This window comes from Ideonella sp. B508-1, from assembly GCF_000333615.1.
Lineage (GTDB): Bacteria > Pseudomonadota > Gammaproteobacteria > Burkholderiales > Burkholderiaceae_C > Ideonella.
In genome coordinates, this window is sequence record NZ_BADL01000501.1 from 1 (window position 1) to 14,836 (window position 14,836).

The window sequence follows — 14,836 nt, forward strand, 5'->3', positions numbered from 1 at the left end:
GGTACAGGTAGTAGCCCGGCGTGATCTGGAAGCTCAGCGCGACCGCCTTGTCCTGCGCCATCGGGGCCGCCAGCACAAAGGCCTGTTCGGGATCGAGAAAGTCGTCCCCGGCCGCATGGGCGAGCCCACCGCCCCCCAGGATCGCCAGCAGAGGCAACAGCCAGCGCAGAGCACTGGAACGGAAACAAGCAAGGACAGACTGCAGCATGATGGACACTCAGACGGCGCCAAGGCGCCTGGGTTCCGAAAGCGGAGCGGACCCCCCCAAGAAAAAAGGGCCAGCGCTCGGCTGACCCTTCTTCTGTCGGGAGGCGACACGCCACGTCAGGTGGCGACGCCGACCTTACTCGGCGGCTTCCCCGGCGGCCGCAGCCTCCTCGGGGCGGTCCACCAGTTCGACGAAGGCCATGGGGGCATTGTCGCCCACGCGGAAGCCCATCTTCAGGATGCGGGTGTAGCCGCCCGGACGGGTGCTGAAGCGCTTGCCCAGGTCGTTGAACAGCTTGGTGACGATGTCGCGGTCACGCAGGCGGGCGAAGGCCAGGCGGCGGTTGGCGACGGTGTCGACCTTGGCCAGGGTGATCAGCGGCTCGACGACGCGACGCAGTTCCTTGGCCTTGGGCAGGGTGGTCTTGATGGCTTCGTGCTGCAGCAGCGACACGGACATGTTGCGCAGCATGGCGGCGCGGTGTTCGCTGGTGCGGTTGAGCTTGCGGAGACCGTTACGGTGACGCATGGTGCTTTCCTTTCTCTTTATGGAACCCCGGCCGGATCAGGTACCGGGGTGTGCACAGTGCCCTTGAGGGCGGCTAAACGGGGCCGGCGTTCGCCGGCTCCCAAAACAACAGATCAGCGCTTGTCCAGACCTTGGGGCGGCCAGTTTTCCAGACGGGCGCCCAGGGTCAGGCCGCGCGATGCCAGCACTTCCTTGATTTCGTTGAGCGACTTGCGACCCAGGTTCGGGGTCTTCAGCAGCTCGGTCTCGGTACGCTGGATCAGATCGCCGATGTAGTAGATGTTCTCGGCCTTCAGGCAGTTGGCCGAACGCACGGTCAACTCGAGCTCATCCACCGGACGCAGCAGGATCGGATCGAACACGGCCGAGCTCTTGGCGCTGCCAGGCTCGCCCAGACCGGTCAGCACATCGCCGTCCAGTTGCGCGAACACGGCCAGCTGCTCCACCAGGATCTTGGCCGAGGCACGGATCGCTTCTTCCGGCGAAATGGCGCCGTTGGTCTCGATCTCCATGACCAGCTTGTCCAGGTCGGTACGCTGTTCCACGCGGGCGTTCTCGACCGCATAGCTCACGCGCTTGACCGGCGAGAAGGAGGCGTCCAGCACGATGCGACCGATCGACTTGGTCGGCTCGTCGGCATAGCGGCGCAGGTTGCCCGGCACATAGCCACGGCCCTTTTCCACCTTGATCTGCATGTCCAGCTTGCCACCTTGGGCCAGATGGGCGATCACGTGGTCGGGGTTGACGATCTCGACGTCGTGCGGGGTCTGGATGTCGGAAGCCTTGACGGGACCTTCACCTTCCTTGCGCAGCACCAGCGTGACCTCGTCACGGTTGTGCAGACGGAACACCACGCCCTTGAGGTTCAGCATGATGTGCACCACGTCCTCGGCCACGCCGTCGACGGTGGAGTACTCATGCAGCACACCGGCGATGGTGACCTCGGTCGGTGCGTAACCCACCATCGACGACAGCAGCACGCGACGCAGCGCGTTGCCCAGCGTGTGGCCATAGCCCCGCTCGAAGGGCTCCAGCGTGACCTTGGCGCGGTTGCCACCCAGGGGCTCCGCAACGATGGCTTTGGGTTTCAGCAGATTGGTTTGCATGTAAGTCCTGTTCCTCTCAATACCCTCGGCTCGTTACACCGATAAGGCTGACGGACCACGCCGGAAGCACAAAAACCCGCCGCGGAACCGGCATGCCGCAGCGGGATTCGACCTGGCGCACGAGCGAGCGCAGGCCCGAATCGTCATCAACGCGAGTACAACTCGACGATCAGCGATTCATTGATCTCGGCACCGAACTCATCACGGTCCGGCACCTTCTTGAACACGCCTTCCATCTTGGAGATGTCGACCTGCACCCAGGCCGGCAGACCGATGGAGTCGGCCAGCTTCAGGGCGTCGGCAACGCGCAGCTGCTTCTTGGCCTTTTCGCGGATGGCGATCACGTCACCGACCTTGACTTGGTAAGAGGCGATGTTCACCACGATGCCATTCACGGTCAGGGCCTTGTGCGAGACCAGCTGACGGGCCTCGGCACGGGTCGAGCCGAAGCCCATGCGGTACACCACGTTGTCCAGACGGCATTCCAGCAGAGCCAGCAGGTTGGCACCGGTGTTGCCGCGGCGGCGGTCGGCCTCGGCGAAGTAGCGGCGGAACTGACGCTCCAGCACGCCGTACATGCGCTTCACCTTCTGCTTCTCACGCAGCTGCAGACCGAAGTCGGAGGTGCGCGAGCCCGAGGTGCGGCCGTGCTGGCCAGGCTTGGATTCGAACTTCGCCTTGTCGCTGATGGCGCGGCGGGCGCTCTTCAGGAACAGGTCGGTGCCTTCGCGGCGAGACAGTTTCGCCTTGGGGCCAAGATAACGTGCCACTGCAGTGTCCTTTGTCTAATCTGACGTGACCCGACCGAAGGCTGCACAGGCAGCGGCACGGTGGACCACGCAAGTCTGGCGGGTATTGTTGGATGCGCTCAGACGGTGGCGTCCTGTACAGGCCAGACGCGCATGGCGCGCGGCCGTTTCGGACTGAGAGTTGAAACAGCCGACGGCGGATCGCTCCGCAGCCGGCGTTTCAGGTAACTCTAAATTATAGCGAGGGCAGCGCCCTCACTGCAAGTTAGATGCGGCGACGCTTTTGAGGGCGGCAGCCGTTGTGCGGGATCGGGGTGATGTCCGAGATCGAGTTGATCCGGATGCCCAGCGAAGCCAGGGCACGCACCGACGACTCACGGCCGGGGCCCGGGCCCTTGATGCGGACGTCCAGGTTCTTGATGCCCTGCTCTTGCGCAGCGCGGCCGGCCATTTCGGCAGCCACCTGGGCCGCGAACGGGGTCGACTTGCGGGAACCCTTGAAACCCTGACCACCCGACGAAGCCCAGGACAGCGCGCCGCCCTGACGATCGGTGATGGTGATGATGGTGTTGTTGAACGACGCGTGCACGTGGGCAATGCCGTCCGCCACGTTCTTGCGGACCTTCTTGCTCACACGCCGAGCGGCGCTGTTGGCAGGGGACTTGGCCATGTCTTTATCTCTTCAGATGTTCGGTTGGAGCCGGGCTCACTTCTTCAGCGCGGCGGCACCCTTGCGCGGACCCTTGCGGGTGCGGGCATTGGTGCGGGTACGCTGGCCGCGCATCGGCAGACCACGGCGATGACGGAAGCCGCGGTAGCAGCCCAGGTCCATCAATCGCTTGATGTTCATGGACTGTTCGCGACGCAGGTCGCCTTCGATGGTCAGCTTGCCGACTTCATCCCGGATCTTTTCCAGGTCGCTGTCGGTCAGGTCCTTGACCTTCTTCGAAAAGGGAATACCGACCGCTTCGCAGATCTTCTGCGCCGTCGTACGGCCGATGCCGTAGATGTAGGTCAGACCGATTTCCGCGTGCTTTTGCGGCGGAATGTTGATACCAGCAATACGTGCCATGGTGCTTCCTTGGATTCGCTCTCAGCTCAACCTTGCCGCTGCTTGTGGCGGGGGTCGGTGCAGATCACGCGCACCACGCCGTGGCGGCGGATGATCTTGCAATTGCGGCACATCTTCTTCACAGATGCTGCGACTTTCATGATCTTCTCCTTGACCTTCTCTAACACTCACTTCGCCCGGAAGACGATGCGAGCGCGACTCAAATCGTAGGGCGTCAACTCGACCGTCACCTTGTCACCAGGCAGGATGCGGATGTAGTGCATGCGCATCTTGCCGGAGATGTGTCCCAGAACCACATGCCCGTTTTCCAGTTTGACCCGGAAGGTGGCGTTGGGCAGGTTCTCCAGAACTTCACCCTGCATCTGGATGACGTCGTCTTTCGCCATGTTCAACCCACGCTGAACCGTAGCCTGTTCAGCTTGCCTTGAAATTCGCCTTCTTCAACAGTGACTCGTACTGCTGACTCATCACATAAGACTGCACCTGGGCCCAGAAGTCCATCGTCACCACCACGATGATCAACAGGGACGTGCCACCGAAATAGAACGGCACGTTGTACTTCAGAACCAGGAACTCCGGCAGCAGGCACACCAGCGTGATGTAGATCGCGCCAGCAAACGTGAGACGCGAGAGGATCCTGTCAATGTGCTTGGCCGTCTGATCGCCAGGACGGATCCCGGGGATGAAGGCGCCGCTCTTCTTCAGGTTGTCCGCGGTCTCCCGGCTGTTGAACACCAGCGCCGTGTAGAAGAAGCTGAAGAACACGATCATGGCGGCATACAGCAGCACATAGATCGGCTGACCCGGAGACAGCGCCCCCGAGATGTCCTTCAGCCAGCGCATGTTGTCACCAGTGGCGAACCAACCCACCACCGTCGCCGGCAACAGGATGATCGACGACGCGAAGATCGGCGGAATCACGCCCGACATGTTCAGCTTGAGCGGCAGGTGCGACGACTGACCGCCGTACACCTTGTTGCCCACCTGACGCTTGGCGTAGTTCACCAGGATCTTGCGCTGACCACGCTCCACGAACACCACGGCGAAGGTCACCAGGATGACGATGGCGATGACGAACAGGCAGGCGATCACGCTCATCGCACCGGTACGAACCAGCTCGAACAGCCCCCCGATGGCGTTGGGCAGACCCGCCGCAATACCACCGAAGATCAGGATCGAGATGCCGTTGCCCAGACCACGCTCGGTGATCTGCTCACCCAGCCACATCAGGAACATGGTGCCGGCCACCAGGCTGACCACCGTGGTGACACGGAAGCCGAAGCCCGGATCCAGCACCAGGCCCTGCGAGCCTTCCAGCGCCAGGGCGATGCCCAGGGACTGGAAGAGGCCCAGCACCAGGGTGCCGTAGCGGGTGTACTGCGTGATCTTGCGACGACCGGATTCGCCTTCCTTCTTCAGCGCCTCCAGGCTCGGCACCACATAGCTCATGAGCTGCATGATGATCGAGGCCGAGATGTAGGGCATGATGCCCAGCGCGAACACCGTGAACCGCGACAGCGCGCCACCCGAGAACATGTTGAACAGGTTCAGGATGCCGCCCTGCTGCCCCTGGAACAGGGACTGCAGCTGCTGCGGATTGATGCCGGGCACGGGAATGTGCGCGCCGATCCGGTAGACGACCAGAGCCAGCAGCAGGAAGGTCAGCCGGCGACGCAGGTCGCCGAACTTACCAGTCTTGGCCAGCTGATTGGGAGCGGTTGCCACAGGCGTGGGGTCCTCTGACGATCAGACTCAGGCGACTTGGCCGCCAGCGGCCTCGATGGCGGCCTTGGCACCGGCGGTTGCGCCGACACCCTTCAGGACCACCTTCTTGGACAGCTCGCCGGACTTGATGACCTTCACGTTCTTCACGATCTGGGCCACCAGGCCAACCTGCTTCAGGGCCAGCACGTCGACTTCGGCCAGGTCCAGCGCCTGCAGCTCACTCAAGGTGATCTCGGCGTTGTACTTCAGCAGAGCCGACTTGAAGCCGCGCTTGGGCAGGCGACGATGCATGGGCATCTGACCGCCTTCGAAGCCGACCTTGTGGTAGCCGCCAGCGCGGGACTTCTGACCCTTGTGGCCGCGACCCGCGGTCTTGCCCAGGCCAGAGCCGATGCCGCGACCCACGCGACGCTTGGCGTGCTTGGAGCCGTCGGCCGGCTTGATGGTATTGAGTTCCATGTTGCTTTTCCTTGTACCGGTGGGCGCCTTACAGCACCTGGACCAGGTAGGCAATCTTGTTGATCATGCCACGCACGGCGGGCGTGTCCTCGAGGACGCGCTCGCTGTTCATGCGACGCAGGCCCAAGCCACGCACGGTCTCACGGTGAGACTGCTTGCAGCCGATCGGGCTCTTGACCAGCTTGACCTTGAGGGTCTTCTTGGCTTCCGTCATTGCGATTCTCCTGGGCCGATCAGTTGAAGATCTCTTCCACCGACTTGCCGCGCTTGGCAGCGACTTCAGCCGGGGTGGTGAGGTTCTTCAGCGCATCCAGCGTGGCACGCACCATGTTGTAGGCATTCGACGTGCCATGGCTCTTGGCCACGATGTCGGTGATGCCCAGCACTTCGAAGACAGCGCGCATCGGGCCGCCCGCGATGATGCCGGTACCCGCGGGAGCGGGCATCATCAGCACGCGAGCCGCACCGTGCTCACCTTCCACGCGGTGGTGGATGGTGCCGTTCTTCAGGCTGACCTTGACCATGTTGCGACGGGCGGATTCCATGGCCTTCTGCACCGACACCGGCACTTCCTTGGCCTTGCCCTTGCCCATGCCGACGCGGCCGTCGCCATCGCCCACCACGGTCAGCGCGGCGAAGCTGAGGGTGCGACCACCCTTGACCACCTTCGTCACGCGGTTGACCGCGATCATCTTTTCCTTCAGGCCGTCGTCATTGCCTTCCGCCTGAGCGCGGGGAGTGAACTTTGCCATTTCTGTATTCCTTCGCGATCAGAACTGCAGACCGGCTTCACGCGCCGCGTCGGCCAGTGCCTTGATGCGGCCGTGGTAGGCAAAGCCCGCACGGTCGAAGGCCACCTTCTCGACGCCGGCAGCCTTGGCCTTCTCGGCGATGCGCTTGCCGACCAGCGCGGCGGCGGCAGCGTTGCCACCGTTGCCCGACAGCTGCTCGCGCAGTTCCTTTTCCACGGTCGACGCCGAAGCCACCACCTTGGCGCCGTCCTCGGAGATGACGGAAGCGTAGATGTGGGTGTTCGAACGGTAGACCGTCAGGCGAGCGACGCCTTGCTTGGCGATGCGGGCGCGAGTTTGACGCGCACGACGCAGACGCTGTTCCTTCTTGTTCAGCATGGTGTCGCTCCTTACTTCTTCTTGGTCTCTTTGATGACCACGCGCTCGTCGACGTAGCGGATGCCCTTGCCCTTGTAGGGCTCCGGCGGCCGGAACGCGCGAACTTCAGCCGCCAGCTGACCCACCACCTGGCTGTCTGCGCCCTTGATGATGATTTCAGTCGGGGTCGGCGTGGCCACGGAGATGCCAGCCGGCATTTCCTTGACGACCGGGTGAGAGAAGCCGATCTGCAGATTCAGCTTCTGGCCTTGGGCTTGGGCACGGAAGCCCACGCCCACCAGGCTCAGCTTCTTCTCGAAGCCCTTGCTCACGCCGTTGACCATGTTGGCCAGCAGCGCACGGACGGTACCGCTCATGGCGTTGGCTTCGGTCGTTTCGTTGACCGGAGCCACCTGCAGGGCGGCGCCTTCTTGCTTGACCGAGACCAGCGGGTGCGCAGCGCGCACCAGGGTGCCATTGGCGCCCTTCACGGTGATCTGGTCAGCGGCGATCTTCACATCCACGCCTTGCGGGACGGCGATCGGCATCTTTCCAACGCGGGACATTTGCTCGACTCCTTCCGTTAGGCCACGTAGCACAGCACTTCGCCACCGACACCGGCAGCGCGCGCCTTGCGATCGGTCATCACGCCCTTGGGGGTGGTGACGATGGCCACACCCAGGCCGTTCATGACCTGGGGAATGGCGTCACGACCGCGGTAGATGCGCAGGCCAGGACGGCTCACGCGCTCGATGCGCTCGATGACGGGACGACCGGCGTAGTACTTCAGACCGATTTCCAGCTCGCTCTTGCCAGCTTCGCCCTTCACGGCGAAACCGTCGATGTAGCCTTCGTCCTTCAGCACCTGGGCGATGGCCACCTTCAGCTTCGACGCCGGCATCACCACGGAGACCTTGTCGACGGCCTGCGCGTTACGGATGCGGGTCAGCATGTCGGCGATGGGATCACTCATGCTCATAGCGTTTTCTCCAATTCGCCTCGATTACCAGCTGGCCTTGATCACGCCAGGAATGTCGCCCTTGAAGGCGAGTTCGCGGATCTTGTTACGGGCCAGGCCGAAGGTGCGGAAAGTGCCGCGGGGACGACCGGTCAGGGCGCAGCGGTTGCGCAGACGGGTCGGGTTGGCGTTGCGCGGCAGCTTCTGCAGCTCGAGGCGAGCCACATAGCGCTCTTCATCCGACTTGTTCGCGTTGTCGATGATGGCCTTGAGCTCGGCGTACTTCTTCGCGTACTTGGCCACCAGCTTCTCGCGCTTTTCTTCGCGTTGCTTGAGGGAAAGTTTAGCCACGTGTCACCTCAGTTCTTGAACGGGAAGCGGAAGGCAGCCAGCAGGGCCTTGCACTCTTCGTCGGTCTTGGCGCTGGTCGTGAACGAGATGTTCATGCCACGGATCGCGTCGATCTTGTCGTACTCGATTTCCGGGAAGATGATCTGTTCCTTGACGCCGATGTTGTAGTTGCCACGGCCATCGAACGCACGACCCGAGATACCGCGGAAGTCGCGCACGCGGGGCAGCGCGATCGTCACGAAGCGGTCCAGGAATTCGTACATGCGGGCGCCGCGCAGGGTCACCATGCAGCCGATGGGCACGCCGTCGCGGATCTTGAAGCCGGCAATGGCCTTGCGGGACTTGGTGACGACGGGCTTCTGGCCGGCGATCTTGGTCAGGTCGCCCACGGCGTGGTCCATGACCTTCTTGTCGGCCACGGCTTCGCTGACACCCATGTTCAGGGTGATCTTGGTCAGGCGCGGCACTTCCATCACCGACTTGTAGCCAAACTTGGCCATCATGTCGGGGACCACCTTCTCTTTGTAGAAGGCTTGCAGTCGGGCGATGACTGCAGCTTGTTGCTGTTGACTCATGCTGGGTACCCCGCCTTAAGCCTTGATCTCTTCACCGGAGGACTTGAACACCCGGACGCGCTTGCCATCGGCAGCGGTCTTGATGCCCACACGGTCCGCCTTGCCAGCGGCCGCGTTCCAGATGGCGACGTTCGACTGGTGGATCGGCATGGTCTTGTCCACCACGCCACCGGTCGTGCCCTTCATGGGGTTCGGCTTGACGTGCTTCTTGGCGACGTTGATGCCTTCGACCACCACATGGTCGGCATCCACGCGCTCCAGCACGGTGCCACGCTTGCCCTTGTCACGGCCGGTCAGCACGACCACATGGTCGCCCTTGCGAATCTTGTTCATCGCGTTTCCTTTTTCTGCACCAGGCCGATCAAAGAACTTCCGGCGCCAGCGACACGATCTTCATGAAGCGCTCGGAGCGCAGTTCACGGGTCACCGGGCCAAAGATGCGGGTGCCGATCGGTTCGAGCTTGGCGTTCAGCAGCACGGCAGCGTTGCCGTCGAACTTGATCAGCGAGCCGTCCTGGCGGCGCACGCCCTTGGCGGTACGCACGACGACGGCGCTGTAGACCTCACCCTTCTTCACGCGACCGCGCGGGGCAGCATCCTTGATGCTGACCTTGATGATGTCGCCAATGCCGGCGTAGCGACGCTTGGAGCCGCCCAGCACCTTGATGCACATGACGGACTTGGCGCCAGTGTTGTCCGCGACGTCAAGCCGCGATTGCATTTGAATCATGTGTATTCCCCAACTTGCTCCCGCCCCACCTCACCCCCTTGGCGACGCGCGAGCGGTCAGTATTGGGCCCGTCTTGCAACCACCTCGCAAACGCGAAACAGCTGCCGCTTGGGCTGAAACCGAAACGGCCTTGGCTGGGTCGACCCGCCCGCCCACAAGGGCCAACAAGTCTTACAGCCACACCTTTTCCGGCGAAGCTGATTATTATCCACAGCCAGCCTGACGTTGTCAACACGTCGGCCGTCGAGAAACGAAAAAACCGGAAGGTGCTTTGGCACACCTTCCGGCTGCTGATCCAGGACGCAAGCGCCCCAGACGTTCGATCAGACCAGACGGGCCTTCTCGACCAGGCGGGTCACCACCCAGTTCTTGGTCTTGGAGATGGGACGCGACTCGGCGATCTCGACGGTGTCGCCCATGTGGTACTCGCCCTTTTCGTCATGGGCGTGGTACTTGCGGGACTGACCGACGATCTTGCCGTACAGCGGGTGCTTGACGCGGCTCTCGACCAGCACGGTCACCGACTTGGAGCGCTTGTCGCTCACCACGCGACCGATCAGGGTGCGCGTGTTCTTGGTGGCTTGGGTCTCGCTCACTTCGCGGCTCCCTTCTTCTCGGCCAGGATGGTCTTGGCACGGGCGATGTCGCGGCGGGTCTTGCCCAGCAGCGAGGTGTTGCCCAGCTGTTGGGTGCCCTTTTGCATGCGCAGGTTGAAGTGCGCCTTCAGGAGGTCGGAGACTTCCTTCTCGAGCGCAGCGACATCCTTGGCGCGCAGTTCAGATGCTTTCATGTGGAATGCTCCTCTCAGGCGCCGATCTGGCGGGCCACGAAGGTGCAACGCAGCGGCAGCTTCGCAGCAGCCAGCGTGAACGCTTCGCGGGCCAGCTCTTCCGGCACACCGTTGATCTCGTAGAGCACCTTGCCGGGCTGAATCTCAGCCACGTAGTACTCCGGGTTGCCCTTACCGTTACCCATACGGACTTCGGCAGGCTTCTGCGAGATCGGCTTGTCCGGGAAGATGCGGATGAAGATGCGACCACCACGCTTGATGTGGCGGGAGATCGCACGACGGGCCGCTTCGATCTGACGCGCGGTCAGACGACCACGCTCGGTTGCCTTCAGGCCGTACTCACCGAAGGACACCAGCGCGCCACGGGTGGCGACACCCGTGTTGCGGCCCTTCTGTTCCTTGCGGAACTTGCGACGGGATGGTTGCAGCATGCTTATTCTCCTTTGCCCTCGGCAGCCGGAGCGGCCTTGCGGACGCGCTTGACGGCAGCGGGCGCGGCACCGGCCTCAGCGGGCTTGTCACCACGCGGGGCACGGTCACCCGGGCGACCACGGCCGGCCGGAGCGCCCGGACGGGCGTTGCGGCGCGGACGGCGATCCTCTTCGGGGCCTTCGCTCTTGATCACGGGGGCCTCGCCGTTGGCCAGGCGGTCACCGCGGTACACCCACACCTTCACGCCGATCACGCCGTAGGTCGTCTTGGCTTCGGAGAAGCCATAGTCGATGTCGGCCTTCAGGGTGTGCAGGGGCACGCGACCTTCGCGGTACCACTCGGTACGGGCGATTTCGATGCCGTTCAGACGGCCGCCGGACATGATCTTGATGCCCTGGGCGCCCAGACGCATCGCGTTCTGCATCGCGCGCTTCATGGCGCGGCGGAACATGATGCGCTTTTCCAGCTGCTGGGTGATCGAGTCGGCGATCAGCTGAGCATCGATTTCGGGCTTGCGCACTTCCTCGATGTTCACGGCCACCGGCACGCCCAGACGCTTGGTCAGTTCGGCCTTCAGGTTTTCGATGTCCTCACCCTTCTTGCCGATCACCACACCCGGACGGGCGGAGTAGATCGTGATGCGGGCGTTCTTGGCAGGACGCTCGATCAGGATGCGCGACACGGCGGCATTCTTCAGGCGAGCCTTGAGGTACTCACGCACCTCCAGGTCTTCGGCCAGCATGCCGGCGAAGTTGCGGTTGTTCGCGTACCAGCGAGACGCCCACGCACGGGTGACGGGCAGGCGGAAGCCGGTCGGATGGATTTTCTGTCCCATGGTCTTCCTTTAGCCTCAGTTGCCCACGGTCACGTAGATGTGGCAGGTCGGCTTGCTGATGCGGTTGCCGCGGCCCTTGGCGCGCGCGGTGAAACGCTTCAGGGTCGTGCCCTGCTCCACGTAGATCGAGGTGACCTTCAGTTCGTCGATGTCCGCGCCGTCGTTGTGCTCGGCGTTGGCGATGGCGCTTTCCAGCGCCTTCTTGACGATGCCCGCGGCCTTCTTTTGGGTGTAGGCCAGGATGTTCAGAGCCTGGTCCACCTTCTTGCCACGGATCAGGTCAGCCACCAGGCGACCCTTGTCCACCGACAGGCGCACACCACGGACGATTGCTTTCGTTTCCATGTCGGTGCTCCTTACTTCTTGGCCTTCTTGTCCGCGGGGTGACCCTTGAACGTGCGGGTCAGCGCGAACTCGCCCAGCTTGTGGCCGACCATTTGGTCGGTCACGTACACGGGGACATGCTGCTTGCCGTTGTGCACGGCAATGGTCAGACCGATGAAGTCGGGCAGGATCGTCGAACGACGAGACCAGGTCTTGATCGGCTTCTTGTCCTTCGTGGCCACGGCCTTTTCGGCCTTGGCTTGAAGGTGATGGTCCACGAACGGACCCTTCTTGAGTGAACGTGCCATGGTCCAGCCCTTACTTCTTGCGACGCGAGACGATGAAAGTCTGCGTGCGCTTGTTGTTGCGAGTGCGGTAGCCCTTGGTCAGCGTGTTCCACGGCGACACCGGAGCCTGGCCTTCGCCCGTACGGCCTTCGCCACCACCGTGCGGGTGGTCCACCGGGTTCATGGCGGTACCGCGGACGGTCGGGCGGATGCCCTTCCAGCGGATCGCACCGGCCTTGCCGTATTGACGCAGGTTGTGCTCTTCGTTGCTCACTTCACCGATGGTGGCGCGGCAATCGATGTGGATCTTGCGCACTTCACCGGAGCGCAGGCGGACCTGAGCGTAGGCGCCTTCGCGGGCCATCAGGGTCACCGCGGTACCGGCCGAGCGGGCGATCTGGGCGCCCTTGCCCGGCAGCAGTTCCACGCAGTGGATGGTCGAACCCACGGGGATGTTGCGGATCGGCAGGGTGTTGCCAGCCTTGATCGGCGCTTCCGAGCCGCTCAGGATGGTGGCACCGACTTCCAGACCGCGCGGCGCGATGATGTAGCGACGCTCACCGTCGGCATAGCACACCAGAGCGATGTGGGCCGTGCGGTTCGGGTCGTACTCGATGCGCTCAACCTTGGCGGGGATGCCGTCCTTGTTGCGCTTGAAGTCCACCACACGGTAGTGGTGCTTGTGACCACCGCCCTTGTGGCGCATCGTGATGTGGCCGTTGTTGTTGCGGCCAGCATTCTGCTTTTGCGGTTCCAGCAGCGAAGCTTCCGGAGCGCCCTTGTGCAGGTGCTTGTGAACGACCTTGACGACGGCGCGACGGCCGGGCGAGGTCGGCTTGACTTTGACGACTGCCATGATTTACGCGGCCTCCCCGGAGAAGTTGAGCTCCTGGCCGGCCTTCAGCGCGACGTACGCCTTCTTGACATGGTCCCGACGGCCCATGTTCTTGCCGAAGCGCTTGACCTTGCCCTTCACGTTGACGACGGACACCGACTCAACCTCGACCTTGAACAGCAGCTCGACGGCGGCCTTGATCTCGGGCTTGGTGGCGTCACGCAGGACCTTGAACAGGACCTGGTTGTGCTTCTCAGCAACCTGGGTGGCCTTCTCGGAGATCACCGGGGCGACCAGCACCTGGGCCAGACGGCCCTCATTGAACTTGGCGCTCATTCGAACATCTCCTTGAGCTGTTCCACCGCAGCCTTGGTCACCAGCACCTTCTTGTAGAAGACCAGCGACAGCGGATCGGCGTAACGGGGCTCGACCACCAGCACGTTGTGCAGGTTGCGCGAAGCCAGCGCCAGGTTGTCGTCCAGCTGGTCGGTGATGACCATCACGGAGTCCAGACCCATGGCCTTGAACTTCGAGGCCAGCAGCTTGGTCTTGGGCGCTTCCACCGTCAGCGAGTCCACCACCGCCAGACGGCCGTCACGGGCCAGCTGGGACAGGATGGTGGCGATGCCAGCGCGGTACATCTTCTTGTTGACCTTCTGCGAGAAGTTCTCGTCAGGGGTGTTCGGGAAGATGCGACCGCCCCCGCGCCACAGCGGCGAGGAGGTCATACCAGCACGCGCGTTGCCGGTGCCCTTCTGGCGGAAAGGCTTCTTGGTCGAGTGATGAACCTCGCGACGGGTCAGCTGCTTGCGGGTACCGGAGCGGGCGTTGGCCTGATAGGCCACCACGATCTGGTGCACCAGCGCTTCGTTGTAGTCGCGGGCAAACACGGTGTCAGGAGCGTCCACCTTCGAGGTGGCCTGACCTTGTTCGTTCAGGAGCTCGAGTTGCATCAGTTGGCTCCCTTCTTGACCTTGGCCTTGACGGCGGGACGCACGGTCACGAAACCGTTCTTGGCGCCCGGCACCGCGCCACGGACCAGCAGCAGCTGGCGGGCTTCGTCCACACGGACGATGTCCAGGTTCTGGGTCGTCACGGTCTCATCGCCCATGTGACCGGTCATCTTCTTGCCCGGGAACACGCGGCCCGGATCCTGCGCCATCGAGATCGAGCCCGGCACGTTGTGCGAACGGCTGTTACCGTGCGACGCGCGCTGCGAGCCGAAGTTGTGGCGCTTGATGGTGCCGGCGTAGCCCTTACCGATCGAGGTGCCCTGCACGTCGACCTTCTCGCCCGCGGCGAACAGCGTCACGGGCACGGTGGCGCCGGCCTTGTATTCGGCGGCCACGGTGGCTTCGACGCGGAATTCCTTCAGGATTTCACCGGCTTCCACACCTGCCTTGGCAAGGTGGCCGGCTTCCGGCTTGGTCACGCGCGATGCTTTGCGCGCGCCGAACGCCACTTGGAGGGCGCTGTAGCCGTCGGTCTCAACGGTTTTGACCTGGGTGACGCGGTTGTTGGACACGTCGAGCACGGTCACGGGGATGGCGTCGCCATCGTCCGTGAACACGCGCATCATGCCCACCTTGCGGCCCAGCAAACCGAGACGGTTGCTCAGACTCATGGTTTTTCTCCGCCCCTTCTGACCTCAATGGCTCGAAGGGCTGGGTTTTTCACAGACCCGACAGCGATTGGCCGGGCCGACGTACTCCGCACCGAGCACCACACCGAAATGCAGCCGCCCGAAACGGACAGTGGACGAA

Annotated in this window: 29 protein-coding genes; all 29 read right to left on the reverse strand. The window is 63.1% G+C overall.

All coding sequences use genetic code 11. From position 1 onward, the window contains the following. On the reverse strand, positions 1 to 208 hold a 208-nt coding region (locus I73_RS29300; RefSeq protein WP_148289867.1), incomplete at its 3' end, for a protein-disulfide reductase DsbD domain-containing protein. A 135-nt stretch (positions 209 to 343) separates the two neighbouring features. Continuing rightward, positions 344 to 736, reverse strand: coding sequence for a 50S ribosomal protein L17 (gene rplQ, locus I73_RS19795; RefSeq protein WP_022982206.1), 393 nt, complete (start codon positions 734 to 736; stop codon positions 344 to 346). A gap of 113 nt (positions 737 to 849) precedes the next feature. Further along, entirely contained in the window at positions 850 to 1,842 is a 993-nt protein-coding gene (locus I73_RS19800; protein WP_022982207.1) for a DNA-directed RNA polymerase subunit alpha, read from the reverse strand. Between the two features lie 146 nt (positions 1,843 to 1,988). Continuing rightward, positions 1,989 to 2,612: a 30S ribosomal protein S4 gene (gene rpsD, locus I73_RS19805; protein WP_022982208.1), complete on the reverse strand. Its 624-nt coding sequence runs from the start codon at positions 2,610 to 2,612 to the stop codon at positions 1,989 to 1,991. A 244-nt stretch (positions 2,613 to 2,856) separates the two neighbouring features. Beyond that, on the reverse strand, positions 2,857 to 3,261 hold the full coding sequence (rpsK, locus tag I73_RS19810) for a 30S ribosomal protein S11 (protein WP_022982209.1): 405 nt from the start codon (positions 3,259 to 3,261) through the stop codon (positions 2,857 to 2,859). 36 nt (positions 3,262 to 3,297) lie between these two features. Continuing rightward, positions 3,298 to 3,663 (reverse strand): 30S ribosomal protein S13, encoded by a 366-nt coding sequence (rpsM, locus tag I73_RS19815; RefSeq protein ID WP_022982210.1) that lies wholly within the window; start codon positions 3,661 to 3,663, stop codon positions 3,298 to 3,300. 26 nt (positions 3,664 to 3,689) lie between these two features. Next, the gene (rpmJ, locus tag I73_RS19820) at positions 3,690 to 3,803 is read right to left on the reverse strand and encodes a 50S ribosomal protein L36 (RefSeq protein ID WP_026096976.1); all 114 of its coding nucleotides are present in this window, start codon (positions 3,801 to 3,803) and stop codon (positions 3,690 to 3,692) included. A 27-nt stretch (positions 3,804 to 3,830) separates the two neighbouring features. Further along, a complete protein-coding gene (gene infA / locus I73_RS19825) occupies positions 3,831 to 4,049 on the reverse strand; it encodes a translation initiation factor IF-1 (protein WP_003264140.1) in 219 nt (72 codons plus the stop codon). Between the two features lie 28 nt (positions 4,050 to 4,077). Beyond that, positions 4,078 to 5,388, reverse strand: a complete 1,311-nt coding sequence (gene secY / locus I73_RS19830) for a preprotein translocase subunit SecY (RefSeq protein ID WP_022982212.1) — start codon at positions 5,386 to 5,388, stop codon at positions 4,078 to 4,080. Between the two features lie 27 nt (positions 5,389 to 5,415). Continuing rightward, positions 5,416 to 5,847, reverse strand: a complete 432-nt coding sequence (rplO, locus tag I73_RS19835) for a 50S ribosomal protein L15 (protein WP_022982213.1) — start codon at positions 5,845 to 5,847, stop codon at positions 5,416 to 5,418. 28 nt (positions 5,848 to 5,875) lie between these two features. After that, complete coding sequence (rpmD, locus tag I73_RS19840; RefSeq protein ID WP_022982214.1) at positions 5,876 to 6,061, reverse strand: 50S ribosomal protein L30; 186 nt, start codon at positions 6,059 to 6,061, stop codon at positions 5,876 to 5,878. A gap of 19 nt (positions 6,062 to 6,080) precedes the next feature. After that, complete coding sequence (gene rpsE / locus I73_RS19845; protein WP_022982215.1) at positions 6,081 to 6,599, reverse strand: 30S ribosomal protein S5; 519 nt, start codon at positions 6,597 to 6,599, stop codon at positions 6,081 to 6,083. 18 nt (positions 6,600 to 6,617) lie between these two features. Continuing rightward, the gene (gene rplR / locus I73_RS19850) at positions 6,618 to 6,977 is read right to left on the reverse strand and encodes a 50S ribosomal protein L18 (protein WP_022982216.1); all 360 of its coding nucleotides are present in this window, start codon (positions 6,975 to 6,977) and stop codon (positions 6,618 to 6,620) included. A gap of 11 nt (positions 6,978 to 6,988) precedes the next feature. After that, positions 6,989 to 7,522: a 50S ribosomal protein L6 gene (rplF, locus tag I73_RS19855; RefSeq protein ID WP_026096977.1), complete on the reverse strand. Its 534-nt coding sequence runs from the start codon at positions 7,520 to 7,522 to the stop codon at positions 6,989 to 6,991. Positions 7,523 to 7,539: 17 nt separating this feature from the next. Continuing rightward, positions 7,540 to 7,935 (reverse strand): 30S ribosomal protein S8, encoded by a 396-nt coding sequence (rpsH, locus tag I73_RS19860; protein WP_022982218.1) that lies wholly within the window; start codon positions 7,933 to 7,935, stop codon positions 7,540 to 7,542. Positions 7,936 to 7,959: 24 nt separating this feature from the next. Beyond that, on the reverse strand, positions 7,960 to 8,265 hold the full coding sequence (rpsN, locus tag I73_RS19865; protein WP_022982219.1) for a 30S ribosomal protein S14: 306 nt from the start codon (positions 8,263 to 8,265) through the stop codon (positions 7,960 to 7,962). 8 nt (positions 8,266 to 8,273) lie between these two features. Further along, complete coding sequence (rplE, locus tag I73_RS19870) at positions 8,274 to 8,813, reverse strand: 50S ribosomal protein L5 (protein ID WP_026096978.1); 540 nt, start codon at positions 8,811 to 8,813, stop codon at positions 8,274 to 8,276. Between the two features lie 42 nt (positions 8,814 to 8,855). Continuing rightward, a complete protein-coding gene (gene rplX, locus I73_RS19875; RefSeq protein WP_022982221.1) occupies positions 8,856 to 9,173 on the reverse strand; it encodes a 50S ribosomal protein L24 in 318 nt (105 codons plus the stop codon). A 28-nt stretch (positions 9,174 to 9,201) separates the two neighbouring features. Next, positions 9,202 to 9,570, reverse strand: coding sequence for a 50S ribosomal protein L14 (rplN, locus tag I73_RS19880; protein WP_022982222.1), 369 nt, complete (start codon positions 9,568 to 9,570; stop codon positions 9,202 to 9,204). A gap of 323 nt (positions 9,571 to 9,893) precedes the next feature. Further along, a complete protein-coding gene (gene rpsQ, locus I73_RS19885) occupies positions 9,894 to 10,166 on the reverse strand; it encodes a 30S ribosomal protein S17 (protein WP_022982223.1) in 273 nt (90 codons plus the stop codon). Then, positions 10,163 to 10,360 (reverse strand): 50S ribosomal protein L29, encoded by a 198-nt coding sequence (gene rpmC / locus I73_RS19890; protein ID WP_022982224.1) that lies wholly within the window; start codon positions 10,358 to 10,360, stop codon positions 10,163 to 10,165. The genes rpsQ and rpmC overlap by 4 nt, the downstream gene beginning before the upstream one ends. 14 nt (positions 10,361 to 10,374) lie before the next feature. Beyond that, positions 10,375 to 10,791, reverse strand: a complete 417-nt coding sequence (gene rplP, locus I73_RS19895; protein WP_022982225.1) for a 50S ribosomal protein L16 — start codon at positions 10,789 to 10,791, stop codon at positions 10,375 to 10,377. Between the two features lie 2 nt (positions 10,792 to 10,793). Then, positions 10,794 to 11,627 carry a 30S ribosomal protein S3 gene (gene rpsC, locus I73_RS19900; protein WP_022982226.1) on the reverse strand — a complete coding sequence of 278 codons (834 nt, stop codon included), beginning with the start codon at positions 11,625 to 11,627 and terminating at the stop codon, positions 10,794 to 10,796. Positions 11,628 to 11,642: 15 nt separating this feature from the next. Then, positions 11,643 to 11,972, reverse strand: coding sequence for a 50S ribosomal protein L22 (gene rplV, locus I73_RS19905; protein WP_026096979.1), 330 nt, complete (start codon positions 11,970 to 11,972; stop codon positions 11,643 to 11,645). An 11-nt stretch (positions 11,973 to 11,983) separates the two neighbouring features. Then, positions 11,984 to 12,259, reverse strand: a complete 276-nt coding sequence (gene rpsS / locus I73_RS19910; RefSeq protein ID WP_022982228.1) for a 30S ribosomal protein S19 — start codon at positions 12,257 to 12,259, stop codon at positions 11,984 to 11,986. A gap of 10 nt (positions 12,260 to 12,269) precedes the next feature. Next, positions 12,270 to 13,094 (reverse strand): 50S ribosomal protein L2, encoded by an 825-nt coding sequence (gene rplB, locus I73_RS19915; RefSeq protein ID WP_022982229.1) that lies wholly within the window; start codon positions 13,092 to 13,094, stop codon positions 12,270 to 12,272. Positions 13,095 to 13,097: 3 nt separating this feature from the next. Beyond that, positions 13,098 to 13,409, reverse strand: a complete 312-nt coding sequence (gene rplW / locus I73_RS19920; RefSeq protein WP_022982230.1) for a 50S ribosomal protein L23 — start codon at positions 13,407 to 13,409, stop codon at positions 13,098 to 13,100. Further along, the gene (rplD, locus tag I73_RS19925) at positions 13,406 to 14,026 is read right to left on the reverse strand and encodes a 50S ribosomal protein L4 (RefSeq protein WP_022982231.1); all 621 of its coding nucleotides are present in this window, start codon (positions 14,024 to 14,026) and stop codon (positions 13,406 to 13,408) included. Before rplD ends, rplW begins: the two co-directional genes overlap by 4 nt. After that, positions 14,026 to 14,697: a 50S ribosomal protein L3 gene (gene rplC / locus I73_RS19930; RefSeq protein ID WP_022982232.1), complete on the reverse strand. Its 672-nt coding sequence runs from the start codon at positions 14,695 to 14,697 to the stop codon at positions 14,026 to 14,028. Before rplC ends, rplD begins: the two co-directional genes overlap by 1 nt. Positions 14,698 to 14,836 lie beyond the last annotated feature (139 nt).

Coding starts and splice junctions, on each gene's coding strand:
- rpsE (WP_022982215.1), bottom strand. CDS start 6,599: ATGGCAAAGTTCACTCCCCGCGCTCAGGCGGAAGGCAATGACGACGGC.
- rplP (WP_022982225.1), bottom strand. CDS start 10,791: ATGCTGCAACCATCCCGTCGCAAGTTCCGCAAGGAACAGAAGGGCCGC.
- rplV (WP_026096979.1), bottom strand. CDS start 11,972: ATGGAAACGAAAGCAATCGTCCGTGGTGTGCGCCTGTCGGTGGACAAG.
- rplB (WP_022982229.1), bottom strand. CDS start 13,094: ATGGCAGTCGTCAAAGTCAAGCCGACCTCGCCCGGCCGTCGCGCCGTC.
- rplF (WP_026096977.1), bottom strand. CDS start 7,522: ATGTCCCGCGTTGGAAAGATGCCGATCGCCGTCCCGCAAGGCGTGGAT.
- rplQ (WP_022982206.1), bottom strand. CDS start 736: ATGCGTCACCGTAACGGTCTCCGCAAGCTCAACCGCACCAGCGAACAC.
- rplW (WP_022982230.1), bottom strand. CDS start 13,409: ATGAGCGCCAAGTTCAATGAGGGCCGTCTGGCCCAGGTGCTGGTCGCC.
- rpsS (WP_022982228.1), bottom strand. CDS start 12,259: ATGGCACGTTCACTCAAGAAGGGTCCGTTCGTGGACCATCACCTTCAA.
- rplO (WP_022982213.1), bottom strand. CDS start 5,847: ATGGAACTCAATACCATCAAGCCGGCCGACGGCTCCAAGCACGCCAAG.
- rplD (WP_022982231.1), bottom strand. CDS start 14,026: ATGCAACTCGAGCTCCTGAACGAACAAGGTCAGGCCACCTCGAAGGTG.
- rpsK (WP_022982209.1), bottom strand. CDS start 3,261: ATGGCCAAGTCCCCTGCCAACAGCGCCGCTCGGCGTGTGAGCAAGAAG.
- rplX (WP_022982221.1), bottom strand. CDS start 9,173: ATGAACAAGATTCGCAAGGGCGACCATGTGGTCGTGCTGACCGGCCGT.
- rpsH (WP_022982218.1), bottom strand. CDS start 7,935: ATGAGCATGAGTGATCCCATCGCCGACATGCTGACCCGCATCCGTAAC.
- rplC (WP_022982232.1), bottom strand. CDS start 14,697: ATGAGTCTGAGCAACCGTCTCGGTTTGCTGGGCCGCAAGGTGGGCATG.
- rpmJ (WP_026096976.1), bottom strand. CDS start 3,803: ATGAAAGTCGCAGCATCTGTGAAGAAGATGTGCCGCAATTGCAAGATC.
- rpsC (WP_022982226.1), bottom strand. CDS start 11,627: ATGGGACAGAAAATCCATCCGACCGGCTTCCGCCTGCCCGTCACCCGT.
- infA (WP_003264140.1), bottom strand. CDS start 4,049: ATGGCGAAAGACGACGTCATCCAGATGCAGGGTGAAGTTCTGGAGAAC.
- rpsM (WP_022982210.1), bottom strand. CDS start 3,663: ATGGCACGTATTGCTGGTATCAACATTCCGCCGCAAAAGCACGCGGAA.
- rpmD (WP_022982214.1), bottom strand. CDS start 6,061: ATGACGGAAGCCAAGAAGACCCTCAAGGTCAAGCTGGTCAAGAGCCCG.
- rplN (WP_022982222.1), bottom strand. CDS start 9,570: ATGATTCAAATGCAATCGCGGCTTGACGTCGCGGACAACACTGGCGCC.
- I73_RS19800 (WP_022982207.1), bottom strand. CDS start 1,842: ATGCAAACCAATCTGCTGAAACCCAAAGCCATCGTTGCGGAGCCCCTG.
- rpmC (WP_022982224.1), bottom strand. CDS start 10,360: ATGAAAGCATCTGAACTGCGCGCCAAGGATGTCGCTGCGCTCGAGAAG.
- rplR (WP_022982216.1), bottom strand. CDS start 6,977: ATGCTGAACAAGAAGGAACAGCGTCTGCGTCGTGCGCGTCAAACTCGC.